This is a genomic window from Enterobacter ludwigii (assembly GCF_001750725.1).
Taxonomy (GTDB): domain Bacteria; phylum Pseudomonadota; class Gammaproteobacteria; order Enterobacterales; family Enterobacteriaceae; genus Enterobacter; species Enterobacter ludwigii.
The window spans coordinates 2013827-2032797 of the sequence record NZ_CP017279.1 but is presented as its reverse complement, the minus strand read 5'-3'; the positions used below and the strand labels follow the sequence as shown (position 1 = coordinate 2032797).

The 18971-nt window shown below is 53.5% G+C and carries 18 protein-coding genes and 1 pseudogene; 12 read left to right on the top strand and 7 right to left on the bottom strand.

Annotated elements, in window-relative coordinates; translation table 11 throughout:
- Nucleotides 1-10: 10 nt before the first annotated feature.
- The 4 genes from BH714_RS09565 to yebS form a co-directional block, all read right to left on the bottom strand.
- A complete protein-coding gene (locus BH714_RS09565; RefSeq protein ID WP_020883412.1) occupies nucleotides 11-250 on the bottom strand; it encodes a YebV family protein in 240 nt (79 codons plus the stop codon).
- 105 nt (nucleotides 251-355) lie between these two features.
- Nucleotides 356-1798 (bottom strand): 16S rRNA (cytosine(1407)-C(5))-methyltransferase RsmF, encoded by a 1443-nt coding sequence (gene rsmF, locus BH714_RS09560; RefSeq protein WP_040017777.1) that lies wholly within the window; start codon nucleotides 1796-1798, stop codon nucleotides 356-358.
- Between the two features lie 76 nt (nucleotides 1799-1874).
- Complete coding sequence (locus tag BH714_RS09555; RefSeq protein WP_020883414.1) at nucleotides 1875-4508, bottom strand: PqiB family protein; 2634 nt, start codon at nucleotides 4506-4508, stop codon at nucleotides 1875-1877.
- Nucleotides 4477-5760 (bottom strand): membrane integrity lipid transport subunit YebS, encoded by a 1284-nt coding sequence (gene yebS, locus BH714_RS09550; RefSeq protein WP_040017775.1) that lies wholly within the window; start codon nucleotides 5758-5760, stop codon nucleotides 4477-4479. The genes BH714_RS09555 and yebS overlap by 32 nt, the downstream gene beginning before the upstream one ends.
- 132 nt (nucleotides 5761-5892) lie before the next feature.
- Between yebS and BH714_RS09545 the strand changes: the two genes are divergently transcribed.
- From BH714_RS09545 to htpX, 4 genes are all read left to right on the top strand, one after another.
- Nucleotides 5893-6390: a GAF domain-containing protein gene (locus BH714_RS09545; RefSeq protein WP_040017774.1), complete on the top strand. Its 498-nt coding sequence runs from the start codon at nucleotides 5893-5895 to the stop codon at nucleotides 6388-6390.
- A gap of 96 nt (nucleotides 6391-6486) precedes the next feature.
- Nucleotides 6487-7173, top strand: coding sequence for an RNA chaperone ProQ (gene proQ / locus BH714_RS09540; RefSeq protein WP_014170612.1), 687 nt, complete (start codon nucleotides 6487-6489; stop codon nucleotides 7171-7173).
- 19 nt (nucleotides 7174-7192) lie between these two features.
- Complete coding sequence (gene prc, locus BH714_RS09535; protein ID WP_040017773.1) at nucleotides 7193-9241, top strand: carboxy terminal-processing peptidase; 2049 nt, start codon at nucleotides 7193-7195, stop codon at nucleotides 9239-9241.
- A 193-nt stretch (nucleotides 9242-9434) separates the two neighbouring features.
- Entirely contained in the window at nucleotides 9435-10316 is an 882-nt protein-coding gene (gene htpX, locus BH714_RS09530) for a protease HtpX (protein ID WP_014170610.1), read from the top strand.
- Between the two features lie 47 nt (nucleotides 10317-10363).
- Here the strand turns inward: htpX and BH714_RS09525 are convergent.
- Nucleotides 10364-11735: pseudogene (locus BH714_RS09525) on the bottom strand (MFS transporter).
- Nucleotides 11736-11913: 178 nt separating this feature from the next.
- On the opposite strand from BH714_RS09525, the gene kdgR reads away from it, so the two are divergent.
- The gene (gene kdgR / locus BH714_RS09520) at nucleotides 11914-12705 is read left to right on the top strand and encodes a DNA-binding transcriptional regulator KdgR (RefSeq protein WP_014170608.1); all 792 of its coding nucleotides are present in this window, start codon (nucleotides 11914-11916) and stop codon (nucleotides 12703-12705) included.
- A gap of 64 nt (nucleotides 12706-12769) precedes the next feature.
- Here the strand turns inward: kdgR and BH714_RS09515 are convergent, their stop codons facing one another.
- Complete coding sequence (locus BH714_RS09515; protein WP_020883418.1) at nucleotides 12770-13009, bottom strand: YobH family protein; 240 nt, start codon at nucleotides 13007-13009, stop codon at nucleotides 12770-12772.
- A 159-nt stretch (nucleotides 13010-13168) separates the two neighbouring features.
- On the opposite strand from BH714_RS09515, the gene mgrB reads away from it, so the two are divergent.
- From mgrB to rlmA, 7 genes are all read left to right on the top strand, one after another.
- Nucleotides 13169-13312, top strand: coding sequence for a PhoP/PhoQ regulatory lipoprotein MgrB (gene mgrB / locus BH714_RS09510; protein WP_014170606.1), 144 nt, complete (start codon nucleotides 13169-13171; stop codon nucleotides 13310-13312).
- Between the two features lie 74 nt (nucleotides 13313-13386).
- Nucleotides 13387-13677: a YebO family protein gene (locus BH714_RS09505; protein ID WP_020883419.1), complete on the top strand. Its 291-nt coding sequence runs from the start codon at nucleotides 13387-13389 to the stop codon at nucleotides 13675-13677.
- A 23-nt stretch (nucleotides 13678-13700) separates the two neighbouring features.
- The gene (locus BH714_RS09500) at nucleotides 13701-14690 is read left to right on the top strand and encodes an MBL fold metallo-hydrolase (RefSeq protein ID WP_040017771.1); all 990 of its coding nucleotides are present in this window, start codon (nucleotides 13701-13703) and stop codon (nucleotides 14688-14690) included.
- Between the two features lie 525 nt (nucleotides 14691-15215).
- Nucleotides 15216-15332, top strand: coding sequence for a DUF2627 domain-containing protein (locus BH714_RS09495; protein WP_032611517.1), 117 nt, complete (start codon nucleotides 15216-15218; stop codon nucleotides 15330-15332).
- Between the two features lie 39 nt (nucleotides 15333-15371).
- Complete coding sequence (gene cspE / locus BH714_RS09490) at nucleotides 15372-15581, top strand: transcription antiterminator/RNA stability regulator CspE (RefSeq protein WP_001062678.1); 210 nt, start codon at nucleotides 15372-15374, stop codon at nucleotides 15579-15581.
- Nucleotides 15582-15812: 231 nt separating this feature from the next.
- On the top strand, nucleotides 15813-17519 hold the full coding sequence (gene ftsI, locus BH714_RS09485; protein ID WP_072126430.1) for a peptidoglycan glycosyltransferase FtsI: 1707 nt from the start codon (nucleotides 15813-15815) through the stop codon (nucleotides 17517-17519).
- Nucleotides 17520-17586: 67 nt separating this feature from the next.
- On the top strand, nucleotides 17587-18402 hold the full coding sequence (rlmA, locus tag BH714_RS09480; protein ID WP_014170602.1) for a 23S rRNA (guanine(745)-N(1))-methyltransferase: 816 nt from the start codon (nucleotides 17587-17589) through the stop codon (nucleotides 18400-18402).
- Here the strand turns inward: rlmA and mntP are convergent.
- Nucleotides 18399-18965, bottom strand: coding sequence for a manganese efflux pump MntP (gene mntP, locus BH714_RS09475; RefSeq protein ID WP_014170601.1), 567 nt, complete (start codon nucleotides 18963-18965; stop codon nucleotides 18399-18401). The two genes, rlmA and mntP, sit on opposite strands and share 4 nt — an antisense overlap.
- Nucleotides 18966-18971: the final 6 nt, after the last annotated feature.

Sequence of the window (18971 nt, the reverse complement as noted above, 5' to 3'; positions counted from 1 at the left end):
TCTCTTTAGGTCAGGCAAGACGCATGACCCAGGCATCGGATTGACTATCGTAATGCTCACGGTAAAGGACTGAGTGTTCGCCATCAAGTATTGCCGGTACGCTGGTATCGGCATCCCAGGCATCCAGTTGCATGCACAAGTCCGGGTCGGATTTGCAGGGAATACTTAACGTTCGTTCGCCCTGTGCTTCGCCGCGCAATTCTGCGTCGTCGATTTCGAAAGCGCCAATACGCACGCTGGTTTTCGTCATATTGCTCTCCGGGTGTGTTATCAAAATCTGGTATGACCAGTATGGACATCCATTTTTGATCGTAGACAAGGAGAGCAAAATCGCCAGTAAAAAAATGCGCTTTTTTCAGCCGGTGCGATCGTTACCGGTAAACAATCGCCCATCACGAACCAGCTCTCGCGGATAGCTGTTTTTCAGTCGTGAGCCTACCTTTTTCGCCAGCCCTAACGGATAACCCTGATAGGTCACTACCACTTCATCATGCGATGGCGTGTTGTCCGGATATACATCACGGCCCCGGTACCACTCTTCGGCTTCCTGGTGCGTCAGGGCGAACGTATTCTCGCTGCCGGCGAGGGCGATAACAGCCTCATGCTGCCAGCGATAGCCTTTATTGTGCACTTCCGCGAGGCGGATCCCGATGCGGGAAAAACGTACCTTGCCGATAAGCGGCTCAATATTTGCCGGGAAAAGCCAAATCTCTTTATCGCGAATCCAAAGATGGCATGTGTCATCCCAGGCAAGCCCGACCTTAGCGGCGGCGGTAGTGACTTGCTCCGCCTCACGCCTTTTCATGGGGGCGAAGGGGAAATTGCCGACCTTAAACGTCGGGGCTGGCAGTGGCTCAACCGCCTGCGTTTTACGCAACCGTGCGACAAAAAAACCTTCGCAGTCATAAATCTGGGGGAAAACGTGCAGAAATCCTTCAGGCGTGACGGCTTCATTGGCTGAAGCGAACAAGCCGTTTAACGGCAGGAACTCGACGGCATCAGGGTATTGCGCCTTGAGCCACAGACAGACGTCCTCGTTCTCGTCACGGTTTAAGGTGCAGGTCGAATAAACCAATGTGCCACCGGGACGTAGGGCATGGAAGGCGCTGTCGATCAGTTCGCGCTGGGTGGCGGCAATCTCAAGGTTACTCTCCACAGACCAGTTTTTTAACGCATCAGGATCTTTACGCACCACCCCTTCGCCGGAGCAGGGCGCGTCCAGCAGGATGGCATCAAACGCTTCTGGCAGGGCTGCGCCAAATACGCGGCCATCGAAGTGCGTCAGGGCAACGTTATGGATCCCGCAGCGGCTGATGTTAGCGTGCAGAACTTTAACGCGACTGGCTGAAAACTCGTTGGCGAGAATGGCCCCGCGATTCCCCATCCTGGCGGCAATCTGCGTGGTTTTGGAGCCCGGCGCGGCAGCGACATCCATGACGCGTTCCGGCGCATTATCATCCGCAAACAGGGCGGCAACCGGCAGCATCGAGCTGGCTTCCTGGATATAAAACAGACCACTCAGATGTTCTGCGGTACTGCCCAATGGCAACGACGCTTCGTCATCCCGTTCAATCCAAAAACCCTCTGCACACCATGGTACTGGCGTCAGTTGCCAGTTATACGGCGAGACCAGCGCCAGAAAATCGGCGACGCTTATTTTCAGCGTGTTGACGCGAATACTCCGGCGCAACGGCCGCTGACAGGCGGCGATAAAATCGTCTAACGAGAGGTGAGAAGGAAGCGCCTCGCGCATCTGCGCCAGGAATTGTTCAGGAAGAAATACGGAGTTTTGAGCCACGTGCACACCACAGGGAAAAGTTCAGGGGCGCAGTGTAACATAAAGGCTCCGGTGCGTTGACACCGGAGCCCTGAGATTAACGCGGCAGGGCAGTGCCCCATTCACGCCACTCTTTCGGCTCGCTTTCGAGCAGCAGGAAGTGTTTGCCCGGTTGCGCTTTCGGCGCCAGCGGCGTCCCCGGTGGTGTAGCGAAAGCAATACCGCCACGAATGAACTGGTTGAAGGTGCCGGTTTTCACCACCCCACCCGTCAGACCGAAGTCCAGTGAATAGCCGGAGGCCAGCCAGAACACCGAGTTATTACGCACCAGGTGCTGGTAACGATCGCTGATGCGTAATGCCACCATCACGCGGTCAGAGAGCGTACCGAGCGTCAGGCCCGTCACTGTACCCACCTCAATCCCGCGGAACAGCACCGGTGTGCCGATGTTCAGCGAGCCTGCTTCCGGCACTTCCACCACAATGCTCAGGCCATCCAGATAGCGAGAGTCAGTGATCGTGGCTTCCTGCAGTTCAAAGTCACGGCGAGCATTCCCTTTACCGGGTTCGACGTTGATATAAGGCTGCAGGATGGTGTCGAGGTGCTCAACGCCAGCGGCCGAAATCTGTGGCGTCACCACCGAGAAGCGGGAGCCTGAGCGGGCGAAGGTTTGAACATATTCCGGGTAGAGCACGGCGGTGGCCTGCACCTCGTTACGCGCGGTGATAAGCGTCAGCTTCTGGATCTGCCCGATATCAATACCCAGATAACGGATAGGCATCCCTTCCGCCAGCTTCCCTGCATCAAAAGCATGCAGGGTAATCTGCCCGCCAACGGCACGGGCAGCGGTTTCAGACGGGAAGAGAATACGCTTATCGCCTTTACGCAGGTTTGCACCCGCACCGCTGAGGTTATCGAAGCTGATCGCTCCGCGCAGCGCACGTGAAAGCGGGGAGGCCTGCACGGTCAGCCCGTTACCGTTAAGCTGCACTTTCGCACCACCTTCGGCCCAGAACACGCTATTCGGTGTCAGCAACTTGCGATACTCCGGTTTGATATGCAGTTCGATATCAAACGCGTCCGCATGAGGGCGTACGGCAATCACTTCCCCGACCTCAAACTTACGGTACAGCACAACGGAGCCAGCCTGGACATCAGGAAGCGTCTCGGCGCTTAACGTCAGTGTCGTGGTTGGGAGATCGCTCATGCTGTTTTCAATCGCTTTGTCCAGGTTGGCATACAGCGGATAACTGTCGCGCACCGGGCCTTTATTGCCCGGTAAAATGCGGATCCCGCCGTTAACCCATTCGCTGGCGCTGGCACCGAGGAACTCAACGCCGTCGAGGCCAACCTTCACGTCGACGCGGCTGTTCACCACAAATTTACTGTCGCCATGGACAAGGTCGCTGTATTGCGGATCGATAGCCACCGAGAAGCTCACGCCGTTTTCAGAGAGCGTACGCTCCAGTACCTGGCCCACCTGGACGCCATGCAGAATCAGCGGCTGGCCGGCTTCGATACCGTAACTTTCAGGCGCGGTCAGTTTTACCGTTACGACGCCCGGTTTTTGCAGCAGCGCTTTATCTGCCGGCGCAACAACGAAACTGTTGCTGGGTTGACCTTCACCGGGGATCAGTTCAAACGTATTGCCGGTCAGAAGATTGCTCAGGCTGGTATCGTTCAGAGACAGTTTTGGGCTGCGCATCTCGATACGCGTTTTTTCACGCAGGAGATCAACCACGCTCGGGTCGACAGTCATCTCACCGGTCACGGAACCGCCTGGATTGAGCGTCATTTTGGTGAGTTGCCCAACCTGCAATCCCTGATACATAAGCGGTGTGGAACCCGCTTTCAGCCCTTTAGCGTCGGGCAGGGCGAGTTTGACGATCACGCCGCGCTGGCTGTGCGCCAGGTCAGCATACAATCCGAAGGTGTCATCTGCCGTGGCCGGGCTGGAGTTTTCCGGAGAGTCGAAGGCAACGGCACCGTTGACCAGTGCGGCCAGGCTCTCGAGCTTCACTTTGGCACCGCTCAGACTGAGATCGGCATCCACGCCGGAGACGTTCCAGAAACGGCTGCCTTTTTTCACTAGGTTAGTGAAGCGGCGATCGATTAACACATCAATCGTCACGCCCTGTTTATTCGGGTTGATGGCGTAATCATAAACGCGACCTACCGGAATTTTACGGTAATAAACCAGTGAGCCACTGTTGAGGGAACCCAAATCTGGTGCCTGCAGATGGATCATCAGATCGCCGTTGTTCAGTCGGTATTTTGGTTGGGTATCCAGCGCAACAAAGTGATCCTGCGGTTCACCTTTACCCGGCATCATGCCGATGTAGTTACCGCCAACCAGTGCATCCAGCCCTGAAACACCCGCCAGAGAGGCCTTAGGCGTTACCAGCCAGAACTGCGTTTCGCTGCGCAGCGCATCCTGCATATCGGACTTAATGCTGGCGCGGACCTGAATTTTATTCAGCCCTTTTCCCAGGCTGATGTCCTGAACGGTACCCACTTCAACCCCCTGGAAGCGGACAGGGGTTCGCCCGGCCACAATGCCGTCGGCAGACTGGAAGTCAATGGTGATGGTGCTTCCGCGATCTTCATAGCTCGTCCAGATAAGCCAGCCTGCAATCATCAGGGCGATGACAGGCAGCAACCAGAATGGAGAAATGCGGCGTTTTGTTTTAATTCTCGCTTCAGTCGGCGAAGCGGGCGTTTCCTGACTCATGTGCATCCCAAAGTAAGCGGCTATCCAGCCATTCCACAGCAAGAATAGTCAATATCACCGCGGAGCCGAAATAAAAAGCTGCGGGTCCCATTGTAAAAGCCAATAACTGGTCGCGATTGATCAGCGACATCATCAACGAAATCACGAACAAATCCAACATCGACCAGCGGCCAATCCAGGTGACGAATCGCAAAAGCAGAATTCGGGTACGTAACCCTTGCTCACATTTGAAGTGAATACTCAGGAGCAGGGTAAACATCACCACCACTTTGGTAAACGGCACCAGAATACTGGCGATAAACACAATTGCCGCCACCCCCACGTTGCTGTGGGCGAGGGAGATGATCCCGGAGAGGATGGTATCCTCCTGGCGCCCACCATTCACGTAAATGATGGAAATCGGCAGCATATTGGCCGGGATCAAAAAGACCAGCGAGGCAATCAGCGCGGCCCAGCATTTTTGCAGACTGTTGTTGCGCCGCAGTCTCAGGGGAATATGACACCGCGGGCAACGGCCACGTGGGTCGGGCAAGCCAGTATAGTGACACCCCAGACAGACCCGGAGACTTTCATCCGGTCGCGTGGCCGGGCGCTGAGGGTAAAAGCGCTCCCAGAGCTGTTCGACGTTCAGATGAATGAGTGTGAGGATGCTGAGCAAGACCAGGCAAATAAATGCAAAGAGTCCGACCCCGGGCTGCAAGAACGCATAGTCCTGGACTTTTATGGACGCCACGCCGACGCCCACCAGGTAGATATCCAGCATGACCCACTCTTTCAGTTTGTCCAGCATCAGCAACACGGGGCGGAGATTCATCCCCAGAATGTTACCAAACCAAAGATAGGCAATGGCGGCGACCAGCACCAGCGGCGCGCCGACCGTACAGAACAGCACCATGGCGGCGGTGAGCGGGTCACCCTGGCGCGTCATCTGCCAGATCCCCTGCAGTACGTTGGCATCAATACGCACACCAAGCAGGTACAGCTTCAGCAGCGGTTCGCCCCAGGCAAACGGCATAAGAAGCATCATGGTGATGGCCATCGCGGCGAGGCGGGTCAGCGACCAGTCGCGGCCGTCGCGAATTTTAGCGTCGCAGCGGGGGCAAAAAGCACTTTCATGCGATTTCATCTTCGGCAACATAAAAAGCGTATCGCACTGCGGGCAACGCTGATAATGTGCACGAGGCAAAGCTTCGCTTACCGTATGGACAGTTATCTTTTTTGTCGGCGTAATTTTGGTTGTTTTTAAGGCCATCAGCTGCGCACAAATAAGTATTGTTGAACGTTATATTAACTCATGAACGGATTCATCTTGAGCATGAGCGCATTTAATGCTTATTTTAATAGGCTATGCGGTAATTTTGTAAGACAACTAAGTGATTGAATAATGAACAAAACAGAATTCTACGCGGATCTTAACCGCGATTTTAAGGCATTGATGGCGGGTGAGACCAGCTTCTTAGCCACTCTGGCAAATACTAGCGCATTGCTGTTTGAACGGCTATCAGACGTTAACTGGGCCGGTTTTTACCTTCTGGAAGGTGAAACGCTGGTGCTTGGCCCGTTCCAGGGGAAAATTGCCTGCGTGCGTATTCCCGTAGGACGCGGCGTTTGTGGTACAGCGGTCGCGACTAATCAGGTACAGCGCGTCGAAGACGTCCATGCGTTTGACGGACACATTGCCTGTGACGCAGCCAGTAATTCTGAAATCGTTCTGCCTCTGGTGGTAAAAAATCAGATTATTGGCGTTCTGGATATCGACAGCACGGTCTTCAGTCGCTTCACAACCGAGGACGAACAAGGGCTGCGCGAGCTGGTGGCGAACCTCGAAAACGTTCTCGACGCAACCGATTATCAAAAATTCTTTGCGAGCGTAGCAGGATAATCAACGGATAACGTAGCATTTACTGATAGCGTCATTATAATGACGCCTGTTCATGCCTGCGCTTGTTGGCAACGTCCGTTGTAATCAGGAAATTTCATGGAAAATCAACCTAAGTTGAATAGCAGTAAAGAAGTTATCGCATTTCTGGCCGAGCGTTTCCCACAGTGCTTCAGTGCTGAAGGTGAAGCTCGTCCCCTGAAAGTCGGTATTTTTCAGGATCTGGTGGCACGCGTTGAGGGGGAAATGAACCTCAGCAAAACTCAGCTTCGTTCCGCCTTACGTCTTTATACTTCGAGCTGGCGTTACCTGTACGGTATCAAAGCGGGCGCGACGCGTGTTGATCTTGACGGCAACCCTTGTGGTGAGCTGGACGAGCAGCACGTTGAGCACGCACGTAAACAGCTGGAAGAAGCCAAAGCACGCGTTCAGGCACAACGTGCAGAACAGCAAGCGAAAAAACGCGAAGCCGCAGCGGCAAACGGCCAGGAAGAAGCGCCTCGTCGTGAGCGTAAACCACGCCCAGCGCCGCGTCGTAACGATAATAACGATCGCAAACCGCGTGCTGACAAACCAGCAGCTAAAGCCCCGCGCGCCCCTCGTGAAGAGCCGCGCCATACGCCGGTTTCTGACATTAACGCCCTGAGCGTGGGTCAGGCACTGAAGGTGAAAGCGGGTAACAACGCAATGGACGCCACCGTACTGGAAATCACCAAAGATGGCGTTCGTGTACAGCTGACTTCTGGTATGTCAATGATTGTACGCGCAGAACACTTGTTGTTCTGAAACGGAGGCCAAGCCTGGCATGAACACTTTTTTTAAGCTCACCGCGTTGGCGGGCCTGTTTGCTATAACGGGCCATGCTTTCGCAGTGGACGATATCACGCGTGTTGATCAAATTCCGGTCCTCAAGGAAGAGACGCAGCACGCGACGGTGAGCGAGCGTGTGACCTCACGCTTCACCCGTTCGCACTATCGTCAGTTCGATCTCGATCAGGCCTTTTCGGCCAAAATCTTTGACCGCTATCTGAACTTGCTGGATTACAGCCATAACGTACTGCTCGCCAGCGATGTCGAGCAGTTCGCTAAGCGTAAATCCGGGGTGGGTGACGAGTTGCGTTCAGGCAAGCTGGATCTGTTCTACGATCTCTATAACCTGTCGCAAAAGCGCCGCTTTGAACGCTATCAGTATGCGCTGAAAGTGCTGGAACGTCCGATGGACTTCACCGGCAACGACACCTTTAATCTGGACCGCAGCAAAGCGCCCTGGCCGAAAGACGAAGCCGAGCTGAATGCGCTGTGGGATGGAAAAGTAAAATACGACGAGCTGAGCCTGAACCTGACCGGCAAAGATGAAAAAGAGATCCGTGACACGCTGACGCGTCGTTACAAATTCGCTATTCGTCGTCTGGCTCAGACCAACAGTGAAGATGTTTTCTCACTGGCGATGACCGCTTTCGCTCACGAAATCGATCCACATACCAATTATCTCTCGCCTCGCAATACCGAACAGTTTAATACCGAAATGAGCCTGTCTCTGGAAGGTATCGGTGCGGTGCTGCAGATGGACGATGATTACACCGTGATCAACTCAATGGTCGCCGGTGGCCCGGCGTCGAAAAGCAAAGCGATAAGCGTAGGCGATCGCATTGTTGGTGTGGGTCAAACCGGACAGAACATGGTCGATGTGATCGGCTGGCGTCTGGATGATGTGGTTGCGCTGATCAAAGGCCCGAAAGGCAGCAAAGTTCGCCTTGAAATTCTGCCAGCCGGTAAAGGCACCAAAACCCGTATCGTTACCCTGACGCGTGAGCGTATCCGCCTGGAAGACCGCGCGGTGAAAATGTCGGTGAAGACCGTGGGTAAAGAGAAGGTGGGTGTTCTGGATATCCCGGGCTTCTACGTTGGGCTGACTGATGATGTAAAAGTCCAGCTGCAGAAGCTTGAAAAGCAGAACGTGAGCAGCGTCATCATCGACTTGCGCAGCAACGGTGGTGGGGCGCTGACCGAAGCGGTTTCACTGTCCGGGCTGTTTATCCCGTCTGGTCCGGTGGTTCAGGTGCGCGATAACAACGGTAAAGTACGTGAAGATGCCGACAATGATGGTGTGGTCTACTACAAAGGCCCGCTGGTGGTCTTGGTCGATCGCTTCAGTGCTTCCGCGTCTGAAATCTTTGCCGCCGCTATGCAGGACTATGGCCGTGCGCTGATTGTCGGTGAGCCGACATTTGGTAAAGGTACCGTACAGCAGTATCGTTCTCTGAATCGTATCTACGATCAGATGCTGCGTCCGGAATGGCCTGCACTGGGTTCGGTTCAGTACACCATTCAGAAATTCTATCGTGTGAACGGTGGCAGTACGCAGCGTAAAGGCGTGACGCCGGATATCATGATGCCGACAGGCACGGAAGAGACTGAAACCGGCGAGAAGTTTGAAGATAACGCATTGCCGTGGGATAGCATTAACGCCGCGACCTACGTGAAAGCGGGTGATATGACGCAGTTTGGTCCTGAACTGCTGAAAGAGCACAACGATCGCATCGCCAAAGATCCGGAATTCCAGTACATCATGAAGGACATTGCTCGTTTCAATGCCCTGAAAGATAAGCGGAATATTGTTTCTCTCAACTACGCTCAGCGTGAGAAAGAGAACAACGAAGATGATGCAACGCGTCTGGCGCGTATCAACGATCGCTTCAAGCGTGAAGGTAAGCCTCTGCTTAAGAAACTGGACGATCTGCCAAAAGATTACCAGGAGCCGGATCCTTACCTCGACGAGACGGTGCATATCGCTCTTGACCTGGCGAATCAGGAAAAGGCGAAGCCCGCCGTGCAACCCGCACCGGCAAAATAATCCCCCAACAGGCACAAGAAATTGTGCCTGTTTCTTTTTGTTCCGCATTCTCCCGTCAGGCAAATTTCCAATTGTGTAAAGTTGTGTCTTTCTGGTGACTTACGCCCGATGGATGCTTGAAAATAGCCGTAATACCCATACGATGTGGGTAATCGCATAGTGCGCTTTGTTAAACTGAGGTTAAAAGAAAATTATGATGCGAATCGCGCTCTTCCTGCTCACCAACCTTGCGGTGATGGTGGTTTTCGGGCTCGTGCTAAGCCTGACAGGAATTCAGTCGAGCAGCGTTCAGGGTCTGTTGATTATGGCGCTGCTGTTTGGTTTTGGTGGCTCATTCGTTTCACTTCTGATGTCGAAATGGATGGCACTGAAATCGGTAGGTGGTGAAGTCATTGAGCAACCGCGTAACGATATGGAACAGTGGCTGATGAATACTGTGGCTCAGCAATCGCAGCAGGCGGGTATCGCCATGCCGCAGGTGGCCATTTACCACGCGCCAGATATTAACGCCTTTGCCACAGGTGCCCGCCGTGATGCGTCTCTGGTTGCCGTCAGCACCGGGTTGTTGCAGAACATGAGCCGTGACGAAGCCGAAGCGGTTATCGCTCACGAAATCAGCCATATCGCGAACGGCGACATGGTCACCATGACCCTGATCCAGGGCGTAGTGAACACCTTTGTTATCTTCATCTCCCGTATTCTGGCGCAGATCGCGGCAGGCTTTATGGGCGGGAACCGCGATGAAGGGGAAGAGAGCAACGGCAACCCGCTGATCTACTTCGCGGTTGCGACGGTACTGGAGCTGGTATTCGGTATTCTGGCCAGCATCATCACCATGTGGTTCTCCCGTCACCGTGAGTTCCATGCGGATGCCGGCTCGGCGAAACTGGTTGGCCGTGAGAAGATGATTGCCGCGCTGCAGCGTCTGAAAACCAGCTATGAACCGCAGGAAGCGACCAGCATTATGGCATTCTGCATTAACGGTAAATCAAAATCGCTGAGCGAGCTGTTTATGAGTCACCCGCCGCTGGATAAACGTATTGAAGCGCTGCGCAGTGGTGAATACCTGAAGTAACGCTAAGAAGAGCAATGAGCCGGGCTGGAGATATCCGCCCGGCTTTTTTATGCCTGTACTCTGGGCTGGGTAATGCGCAGCCCGCTGATGATGGCGCCGAGGGTGGCAAGGGCGCCTGCGGTGAAAAGTGCAACGTGGTTGCCATTTTGCCCGGCAAGATTAAACATCAGCGCGACCAGGGCCGCGCCGGTGCTTTGTCCCAGCAGACGTGCGGTGCCCAACATACCGCTGGCACCACCGCTGCGATGGCGCGGCGCTGAGGTGATGATGGTGTGGTTGTTAGGCGACTGGAACAGACCGAACCCTGCACCGCACAGGATCATGCGCCAGATGATATCCAGATCGGTGGGTGATGAGGGGAGTAGTGCGAGTGCGAACAGCCCCGTGGCCATGACGGCAAGCCCCAGCGCGCCAAGCAATCCGGCGTGGACGCGCTCAATCAAATACCCTGCCAGCGGCGCCATTACCATCGTCGCCAGTGGCCACGGCGTTAACAGCAGTCCGGTCTCGACTTCAGTACGTCCCACCACACTTTGCAGGAAGAAGGGCAGAGAGACCAGGGCCAGCATCTGAGCGCAGAATGAGCAAACAGAAGTACAAATCGAGAGAGAAAAAAGAGGAATACGCAGCAGGTCGACAGGCAATAAAGGGACAGGGAGCGCGAGCTGGCGGCGTACAAAGAAGAAGCCAATCACCAGCAGCGCAATGAGCTCCGCGGCGGTAAGTATAAGGGACTGACCTTGTGCAAAGCCGCTCAGGGCAGTAATCAGCAGGCCAAAGGTCAGGGCATTCATCACTGCGCTGATAAGGTCAAAACGTGGCATCGTGCTTTTGGGACCGTTCGCGGGAAGATAGCGCAGAGCAAAGAAGAGGGCCACAATACCCAGCGGTACGTTAATGGCGAATAACCACTGCCAGGACGCGACAGAGAGTATGGCCGCCGCAAGGGTTGGCCCGGCCGCAGACGAGACGGCGACAATAAACGAGTTTATCCCCATACCGCGTCCCAGATGACGCTGCGGATAGATTAAGCGGATCAACGCCGTGTTGACGCTCATCAGTGCCGCCCCCCAAAGCCCTGCGCTATACGCGCAAGCGTCAGAGTATGCAGCGAATCAGAAAGGGCACAGAAAAGTGAAGTAAAGGTGAATACCAGCAGGCCGCATTGATACACCCGTCGGTAACCGAACATATCGCCCAGAAAGAGAACGAGAGCAGTGAAACCACGATCGCTATCTGGTAGGCATTGACTATCCATATAGAACTGGCAGGGGAGGCATGCAGGTCGCTGGCAATGGTTGGCAGGGCAACGTTAGCGATTGCACCGTCAAGGACGGCCATTGAAATACCGATAACAATCGTGGCGATAACGCCATACCGCTGAGGCAAAGGCAGGCCATCGGACAGGTTTTTTTCCATTAGGGATGAAAAGCTCAGTGTGAAATTATTCTCAGGGTAACTATTTTAGCATCGTTATTTCAGTTTTATGTCGCAGATTTGTAACGAAGTAAACGAGGATCGATTGCAGGTAACATGACGGGAATTTATAATAAAAACCGGTTCTGATTTTTATAAAACACTCTCTATGAGGTGGTAAATGGCAATTGCAGATTTGGATAAACAGCCAGATTCTGTTTCTTCCGTGCTGAAGGTGTTTGGCATCTTACAGGCGCTCGGAGAAGAGCGTGAAATTGGTATTACAGAGTTGTCGCAGCGTGTGATGATGTCGAAAAGCACCGTTTATCGCTTTTTGCAAACCATGAAGTCACTGGGTTACGTCGCACAGGAAGGCGAGTCTGAAAAGTATTCTCTGACGCTGAAACTGTTCGAGCTCGGGGCCCGTGCGCTGCAAAACGTGGATTTGATCCGCAGCGCAGATATCCAGATGCGTGAGATCTCTCGCCTGACCAAAGAGACTATCCACCTGGGGGCACTGGATGAAGACAGCATTGTCTACATCCATAAAATCGACTCCATGTACAACCTGCGCATGTATTCACGCATCGGTCGTCGTAATCCGCTTTACAGTACCGCGATTGGCAAAGTGCTGCTGGCGTGGCGCGATCGCGAAGAAGTGAAGCAGATCCTCGAAGGCGTGGAATATAAGCGCAGCACTGAACGCACTATTACCAGCACTGACGAGTTATTGGCCGTGCTCGACAAAGTACGTGAGCAGGGGTATGGCGAAGATAACGAAGAGCAGGAAGAAGGGCTGCGCTGTATCGGTGTGCCGGTATTTGACCGCTTTGGCGTTGTCATTGCCGGGCTGAGTATCTCTTTCCCGACCCTGCGCTTTTCTGAAGAACGTCTGCATGAGTATGTGGCGATTCTCCATACAGCCGCACGCAAGATTTCTGAACAAATGGGCTATAACGACTACCCGTTCTGATCCTTACGGGCACAAAAAACGCCGCACACAGTGCGGCGTTTTTTATCAGTATCAATCGGGGTGATTAGCCGTTATCAATGACGACGGATGTTTTACGCAGAACCGGGCAGTTGGTTAAACCAATGATCCCGCTGTCTGAATGAATATATTGTGCCGTGCTCATGCCCTGCGCGGTCATGTATTTGCATTGAATCCCTAATCCAGCGGCGTTTTCGGTGCTTCCCACAAGCACGCCATAGCCGGTTAACAGAAGGCCAACCCATACTACGGCCAGTGCAATAATTGTACGAATGATTAAATGCATCATTGCCTCTTTATCTTTGTTGTCATGCAGTAAGCCTAAACGGTTTACTCTATGAAACAAGTGCATGATTCTGAAAACGACCAGATGGCGGTACAGTTAGTCCTTGTTTAAGATAGCCGTGATAACCTGGTTATATCGGGCCTTTAGACGGAGTGTGGAGTGAAAAAAATACGCTGGGTGATTCTGATTATTGTGCTGGTAGCCTGTGTGGTGTTGTGGACGCAGACTATCAATGTGATGTGCGATCAGGATGTACAGTTTTTTAGCGGCGTTTGCGCAATCAATAAGTTTATTCCGTGGTAACACGCATTTTTTCTCAAGGTGATTTCCTTCCTTCGCACCAGTGGTAAGATAGACGTTTTTATTGAGGTGGTGAAATGGGTGAGTTACTGAATTCAGGGCTGCTAAATATGGCATCCCTGATGATCTCGTTGGTTGTTCTGCTGGTGGGGCTTGTCATTTGGTTTTTCGTAAACCGTGCCAGTTCCCGTACAAACGAGCAGATCGAACTGCTGGAAGCGCTGCTTGACCAACAAAAACGTCAGAATGCGCTGTTACGTCGTCTGTGCGAGGCTAACGAACCAGAAGAGAAAGCGTCGGCGAAAGACGCGGTTGCTGAAGACAACACTGAGCAGGATGACTTTATCCGCCTGGTGGCTGAGCGTTAATTTGTCTTATCCGGGAGGTGGCTGTGGTCTGGAAAAATCCCTGGTATGACCCCTCCCTGAAACATCACACACCGAACGGTTTTCGTAATACTGACCCCGTCGGGCATCAGCCCGGTGACGTTGATCGCTGGCGAAAAGCGCGCAATGAAGCTGGCTTACCCCGCCCCCCGGCAAACGGATATGAGGACTTTATCCGCCAGTGGTGGCAGCCGGCAACGCTTAAGCAGCCGCAGGGAAATGGGGTATGGTGGCTCGGACACGCAAGCCTGTTGTTGCACATTGATGGTAACACCCTGCTGACCGACCCCGTTTTTTCTCGCCGCGCCTCTCCCTTACCTTTCCTCGGACCACAACGTAAAACGCCTCCCGCTCTGTCTGTCGAACAGCTCCAGCAGCTCGATGCAGTGGTTATTTCCCATAATCATTACGATCATCTGGATGACGCGACCATTCGCCGGATCCTTAAACGCTTCCCCGACGTCACTCTGTTTGTTCCCTTAGGTCTGGGAGACTGGTTTCGCCGCCGGGGGGCAAGACGCATTGTTGAGCTCGACTGGTGGCAGAGTTTCACCTGGCAGGGGATAACGCTGTCCGCCGTACCGGCGCAGCACTGGAGTATGCGCACGCTCTGGAACCGCAATCGCTCCCTGTGGTGTGGCTGGGTGTTTGAAGGGCGGCATCATCGTTTCTGGTTCAGCGGCGACACGGGCTATTCACCTGAACTGCTGCGGATACCGGAAAGGCTGGGTAAAATTGACGCCGCGGCGTTGCCCGTTGGCGCTTATGCACCACGGTGGTTCATGGCCGTACATCATATGGATCCGCAATCTGCCGTTGCGTTGTGGCAACAGTTGGGATGCCCACTGGCGTTTCCCATTCACTGGGGCGTGTTTGAACTGGCTGATGAATCGCTTGATGACCCCGTGCGAGAGTTAACTGCAGTCCTCGATAATTTAGCACCGGTTAATAATTCCTTCAGGATACTGAAAATTGGTGAATATTTATCCTTATAAACGAAGCGCTGGATTGTTGCATATATTCTGTATGTCTAAGGTCTAAAGAATGTTTTATTTTTATCGAAACGTTTTGCTTGCCTTGTTTTGATGCAGAGTCATAAAAATTTCATTATTTTGGTGCATAACATTCTTTATTAGCTGGTGCTTTTTAATACAGTTTAGCGTGAAGGATTAACATTGTATTTCTACTGTAACAATACAGGGGCGTTACAATGATTTAAGCATAAGTTTTCACAAATTGTTCTAACTCAATCAATGTAGGGGTTTTTCTTAGCGGGTTGCTGGACGCACTGGAATGATTGAGCTATGTTAAAAAAGTCTTAGATAACAGCGGTTGTGAAAGCAACGGCGAGTCTGTGTAAGTGAGCAGGGCTGTCCATATGTCATGCGCATAATTGTGCAAAAGCATACCGGCACAGTTCGAATTTGTGCGGCGGATCGAGACATGTTTAAAAATGGCTTGCCATATTAAACATAGTGTGTGATAACACGTTTTGGGTCAAACGAGGTACAGTTCTGTTTATGTGTGGCATTTTCAGTAAAGAAGTCCTGAGTAAACACGTTGTCGTTGAATACCGCTTCTCTGCCGAACCTTATATTAGTGCCTCATGCAGTAATGTCTCAGTTTTATCTCAGTAATGCCTGCGGGCTAAGAAAACACTCTAAGGAATTTTGCAAATGGCAAAGATTAAAGGTCAAGTTAAGTGGTTCAACGAGTCTAAAGGTTTTGGTTTCATTACTCCTGCTGACGGCAGCAAAGACGTGTTCGTACACTTCTCTGCAATCCAGGGTAACGGCTTCAAAACTCTGGCTGAAGGCCAGAACGTTGAGTTCGAAATTCAGGACGGCCAGAAAGGCCCAGCTGCAGTTAACGTAACTGCTATCTGATCGAACCACTGCTGACTGAAGCACGTAGTACTTCACTCTCAGACATAAAGCCTCGCATATAGCGGGGCTTTTTTATGTGCCTTATCTTTCAAAATATTACCATCCCCGCTCTTGTTAGTAACTTGTTGCAAAGCTACGAGGTTAGTAGCACTGTTTTCCCTCCCTCTGGCCGTCTTTTCCCGTTAAATCAGGGCGTTGTTTAACAGTCCTGGGGTTCAGGTGAAGAAGAAAATGATAACGACCGCCGGCAATTTCACGCCGGCGCGTTTTGCGCTGCTCTGTTTAGCCATTTTTTGCAGTCTGGCGTTTTTGCTGGGCCGCGTTGCCTGGCTGCAAATTATTAAACCTGACAACCTGGTCAAGCAGGAGGATATGCGATCGCTGCGCGAACTGCCGATTGATGCTCCCCGCGGAATGATCATGGATCGTGAGGGCCGGCCGCTGGCGGTCAGTGTCCCGGTCAGGGCCGTGTGGGCCGACCCAAAAACGGTGCTGGCAAAAGGGGGCGTGGGCTTTGACGATCGCTGGCAGGCGCTGGCGAATGCGTTACATCTCTCCCTGAACACCCTGTCATCACGGATAAACGCGAATCCACAGGGGAGGTTCATCTACCTTGCCCGGCAGGTGGATCCTGCTCAGGCAAAATGGATCGATAAGCTGAATTTGCCGGGTATCAATTTACGCGATGAATCACGCCGTTTTTATCCTGCCGGGCATGTGGCGGCAAACCTGATTGGTTTCACCAATATTGACGGTCAGGGTATTGAGGGGGTGGAGAAAAGTTTCAACACCCAGCTAACAGGCAAGCCGGGCGTCCGCCAGGTCAGAGAAGACCGTTACGGTCGCGTGGTGGAGAATCTGACGGAAGTCGCGCCGGTGCCTGCGCACAATATTCAGCTCAGTATTGATGAGCGCCTGCAAACCATCACCGAAGATGCGCTAGATAACGCAGTGGCCTGGAACAAGGCGGAGTCGGGGGCATCAGTGCTCATTAATATCCCCACCGGTGAAATCCTCGCGATGGCGAGCTATCCGGATTTCAACCCCAATAACCGCCAGGGCGCGACAATAGACGATTTTCGTAACCGTGCCATCAGCGATACGTTCGAGCCAGGTTCAACCGTGAAGCCGCTTGTGCTGATGACGGCATTGCAACAGGGGCTGGTGCAGCCTGACAGCGTCATTGACACCCATCCGTATATGCTTGACGGGCACCGCATTCGGGATGTGGGTTACTACCCTGAACTCTCGATGACCGGGATCCTGCAAAAATCGAGCGACACCGGCGTATCTCGCCTCTCGCTGGCGATGCCTGTTCAGCACCTGATTGATACCTACCGGAACTTTGGTTTTGGTACAAACACCGGGCTTGGCTTAACCGGCGAGAGCGCCGGTCTGTTACCCCAGCGTAAATACTGGAGCCAGCTCGACAGGGCGACCTTCGCCTTTGGCTATGGTCTGATGGTCACCCCCCTCCAGCTGGCGCACGTCTATGCCACCATCGGCGGCTTCGGGCTGGAACGACCCCTCTCAATTACCCGTATCGATCCGCCCGTTATCGGGCACAGAGTCATGCCGGAAGAGATTGCTCATCAGGTCGAGCATATGATGGAGAGCGTTGCGCTGCCGGGCGGGGGCGGCGTTAAGGCTGCGGTGCGTGATTACCGTGTGGCGGTGAAAACCGGTACGGCGAAGAAAATCGATGACAGCGGCAAATATGTCGATAAATATGTCGCCTATACCGCGGGCGTCGCGCCTGCCAGCGATCCGCGTTTTGCGCTGGTGGTCGTGATTAACGATCCTCAAAACGGGGCGTACTATGGCGGCGCCGTCTCCGCACCGGTATTCAGCGAGATTATGGGTAACGTATTGCGTCTTGAGAACGTCAAACCCGATGGTCTGGCGCCTGATTCCTCGCACCTTATCGTCATGCGTTAACCCAGGCGTTTTATACCGGGGCGAATAGCGGTACACTTCGCCCTTTGATTTACGCCCCGGAGTTGCCATGTCCTTCAGTTGTCCCCTTTGCCACGCGCGTCTGACGCGATCAGAAAAAAGTTATGCCTGTCCGCAGGGACATCAGTTTGATATGGCGAAAGAAGGCTACGTGAATCTTCTGCCGGTGCAGCATAAGCGCTCGCGCGATCCGGGTGACAGTGCTGAGATGATGCAGGCACGCCGGGCATTTCTCGACGCCGGGCACTATCAGCAACTCAGAGAGGCCGTCGCGCAATTGCTGGAAGATAATCTGACTGACAGTGCAGCAGGCGTGCTGGATATTGGCTGCGGGGAAGGGTATTACACCGCGCGGTTTGCTGAGGTTGCACAAGAGAAGGGCGCGCAGACATTTGGTCTGGATGTTTCCAAAGTGGCTATCCGCGCGGCGGCAAAACGCTACTCCGGCGTGACGTTCTGCGTGGCATCGAGCCACCGGCTGCCGTTTGACGATGCCAGCATGGATGCGGTTATCCGCATCTATGCGCCCTGTAAGGCGCAGGAGCTGGCACGCGTTATCAAACCGGGCGGATGGGTCATTACCGTCACGCCAGGTCCCCGACATCTGATGGAGCTTAAAGGGCTTATCTATGATGAGGTTCGGCTGCATGCGCCACATTCTGAGCAACTGGCGGGCTTTACGCTGAAGCAGGAGCAGACGCTGGCCTACGAGATGAACCTGGCAGGGGAAGAAGCTGTAGCGTTGTTGCAGATGACGCCATTTGCATGGCGGGCGAAACCGGACGTGTGGGAAACCTTAGCGAAGCAAACAACGTTTCGCTGCCAGACGGATTTCAGTATCCACTGCTGGCAGCGCGAAGATTAACCGGCGAAGTGTGCCCAGAGGATCTGGGCACCAATGCCAATCAGCACGATACCGCCCAGGATCTCGGCGCGTTTGCCCAGCAGGGGGCCAATAAACCGGCCAACCATCATTCCCAGCGTCGACATAATCAGCGTGGCACAACCAATGGCCAGCGCGGTCGCAATAATATTGACCTGCAGGAATGCCAGGCCCACACCGACGGCCATGGCGTCGAGACTGGTGGCGATGGCGGTGGTCACCAGCAGCCAGAAACCGTGGCGGTGCTGCGGCTCGTCTTCCTCATCGCCATTGCCGCGAAAACCTTCAATCACCATTCGCCCCCCCAGAAATACGAGCAGCACGAAAGCGATCCAGTGGTTCCACTCCAGTATGAACTGGCTTGCCAGCATACCAAGACCCCAGCCGATGAGCGGTGTCAGCGTTTCGATAGCACCAAAGATAAGGCCTGTGCGTAGCGCTTCAGAGAATTTGGGTTTGTGCAGCGAGGCACCTTTACCGATGGAAGCGGCAAAAGCGTCCATGGACATACCGAAAGCAAGAAGAAGGGTTGCGGAGATATTCATTAAAGC